This is a genomic window from Actinoplanes sp. NPDC051411 (assembly GCF_040682075.1).
Taxonomy (GTDB): domain Bacteria; phylum Actinomycetota; class Actinomycetes; order Mycobacteriales; family Micromonosporaceae; genus Actinoplanes.
Map to the genome: position 1 here is coordinate 1 of NZ_JBFBAD010000279.1, position 2,269 is coordinate 2,269.

Genomic DNA, 2,269 nt, shown 5'->3' on the forward strand with positions numbered 1-2,269 from the left:
GGGTGGCCTGCCCGGTCTGGGTGGCCTGCCCGGTCTGGGTGGCCTGCCCGGTCTGGGTGGCCTGCCCGGCCGGACCGGGTACTGCTCTATCTTCCCGATTGGCTGGGTCGGCTCGATCGGCTGGGCTGACCCGATCGGCGGATGCGGCTTGGCCGACGGATGCGGCCTGGCTTACACATGCGGCGTGGGCAGCGGATGGATTCTGGTCGGCGGAGGCGGCGGTTCCGGCCGGAGCGCTCCCCTCGGCCGGATCGAGCTCACCGGCCTCGGCATCACCAGCACAGGCGAACCCCCGGCCGCGAGAAACGATCCCGCTCGAAGCCTGAACCAGCGACTGGTCGCCGTCGACCGGCTCAGCCACCGGGGCCGACGGCGCCGATGCCCGAGAGCCGCTAGCGCGATCGGCCGGCGCGACGACGTCACCATAGAGACGCAGGTTCATCGCCCGGCGACCATGACGCTGCCGCAAACCCCATTCACGATGCCGCTCATGCTCGCGGCGAAACTGCTCAGCCGCAGGCGAATAATTGCGCGCCAAGGTCCGGTCCCGCCAAGACGCCACTTGCGACCGGGAAAAGAACTCGAGCTGCGCCATAAGCTATTTTCCCGCACCCGGACGGAGAAATGTCAGGTGTCGATCATGCCAATCGGTGCCGCAGAAGGATCGTCAAATAAACCGGCTGAAGCGAACGTCTGCGACCGGACTCCAGCGCCGTCGATGGCGCCCGGCTCACGCCTGCTTCCCGGAGTCGTCGTCGGGAAGGGGCGGGTCGAAGGTCAAGGTCAGCCGGCTGTGATAGGCGGACGGGCCGCTCTCGGCCCGGTCTCGGTCGGGTGGCTCGGCGCTGTCCGTCCAGACCTTCACCGCCCGGTAGGCGAAGCCGTCCTGGTCCGGCCGCCTCGGCTCGGAAGGAAACTTGCTGCCCGGGCACCAGCATCCCAGCAGCCTCCCGGCACGTCGGGGCCGTCGATGACTCCCCATGAAGGTGCGCACCGAACCCACAGGGGTGAACTACCGCCCGGCCAGCTTGGCCACGGCCGGAGTGAGGGCGCCGGCGACGTCTGCTCCGAACACGAAGTATGAGAAGCCGAGCTCCTCACGTCGCCTCAGGATCTCCTCGGCGGCCGCGGCGGGATCGCTCGGGAGGAAGGATACCGAGTCCGCGGCGCGGAGGGCGGCGGGATCTGTGCCGGGACCGGCCATGAACGGAGCGACCCCGTCGCCGATCACCGGTACGTGCAAGGCGAGTTCCACGTCGCGGCGGTTGTCGAAGTCGCGCACCCGTTGCATCGTTTCGGCCCGCGGCTCGGTGTGCGGCATTACGAAGGTCACCGTGTCGGCGAGTTCGGCCGCCAGCGCCTGCGCTTTCGGGCCGCCCACGGCCATCGCTACCGGGGTGTGCCGGTCGGGGCCGTCCAGTTCGCGCAGGGCCGTGACGACCTCACGTACCTGGCCCAATCGTTGGTTGGCGGGGACCACGGGCAGGCCCAGCTCACGGAGCTGTTCGGCGATCCCGGGGCGGCCGGTGCCGATGCCCATGTCGAAACGACCGTCGGTGAGCACGGTCAGCGAGTGCGCCTCCCACGCGGTGCTCCAGGCCGGCCGGAGCGGGGACGCGTACACCCAGGTGCCCACCCGCAGACCGGTGATTGTCGCCGCGACGGCGAGCGCCGGGCCCGGTGCCGGCTGCCACTGGGGCACGTCGGGCATCAAGATCGTCGAGTAGCCGCTGTCGGCCAGACGACGCAGCTGGTCAAGCCACGTCGGCACGTCGGTGGTGATCGGTGCAACGACTCCGAACCGCAACGGCCTGGCCTGTCGTGTCGGCGTACCAGTCATGATGATCAATCCTCCGTGGGTCTGACCCGGTGCCGGGCTCTCCACCGTTCTACGAACAGGTCGCCTCGGATGCGACAGCACACGACAGGAAACCCCCGGCGAGCCTATTGCCCTGGTCGAAGTCGATCTCCACACTGTCGCGGTGCTCGATCATTCAGCTGGCAGTTCGCCCGGTACGCCGCAGCCGGGCCCGGCGGCGTACCCCGGCTATGCCGCGCCTCCGCCGCCCAGGCCCTCCCGGGCCGGGCTGATCGTGAGTGTGGTCGCCGGAGTCATCGCGCTCCTGTGCCTCGGTGCCGGTACCACGACGTTCTTCGTGGTCCGTCACCTCGGCGAACCGGAGCAGAGCACCGAGCGGCCGGCCGCCCTGCCCACCGCCGAGCCGACCGCGAGCCCGACCGGACACGTCGCCGTCGTGCACGACGGCGA

General features: G+C 69.9%; 3 protein-coding genes and 1 pseudogene. 1 reads left to right on the top strand and 3 read right to left on the bottom strand.

Going from position 1 to position 2,269, the window contains the following annotated elements:
- From AB0M88_RS53175 to AB0M88_RS53185, 3 genes are all read right to left on the bottom strand, one after another.
- On the bottom strand, positions 1-595 hold a 595-nt coding region (locus AB0M88_RS53175), incomplete at its 3' end, for a hypothetical protein (protein WP_364116293.1).
- Positions 596-730: 135 nt separating this feature from the next.
- Positions 731-865, bottom strand: a complete 135-nt coding sequence (locus AB0M88_RS53180) for a hypothetical protein (RefSeq protein ID WP_364116296.1) — start codon at positions 863-865, stop codon at positions 731-733.
- A 147-nt stretch (positions 866-1,012) separates the two neighbouring features.
- Positions 1,013-1,771, bottom strand: coding sequence for an LLM class flavin-dependent oxidoreductase (locus tag AB0M88_RS53185; RefSeq protein ID WP_364116297.1), 759 nt, complete (start codon positions 1,769-1,771; stop codon positions 1,013-1,015).
- Positions 1,772-1,982: 211 nt separating this feature from the next.
- On the opposite strand from AB0M88_RS53185, the pseudogene AB0M88_RS53190 reads away from it, so the two are divergent.
- A pseudogene (locus tag AB0M88_RS53190) lies at positions 1,983-2,269 on the top strand (hypothetical protein); the annotation flags it as partial.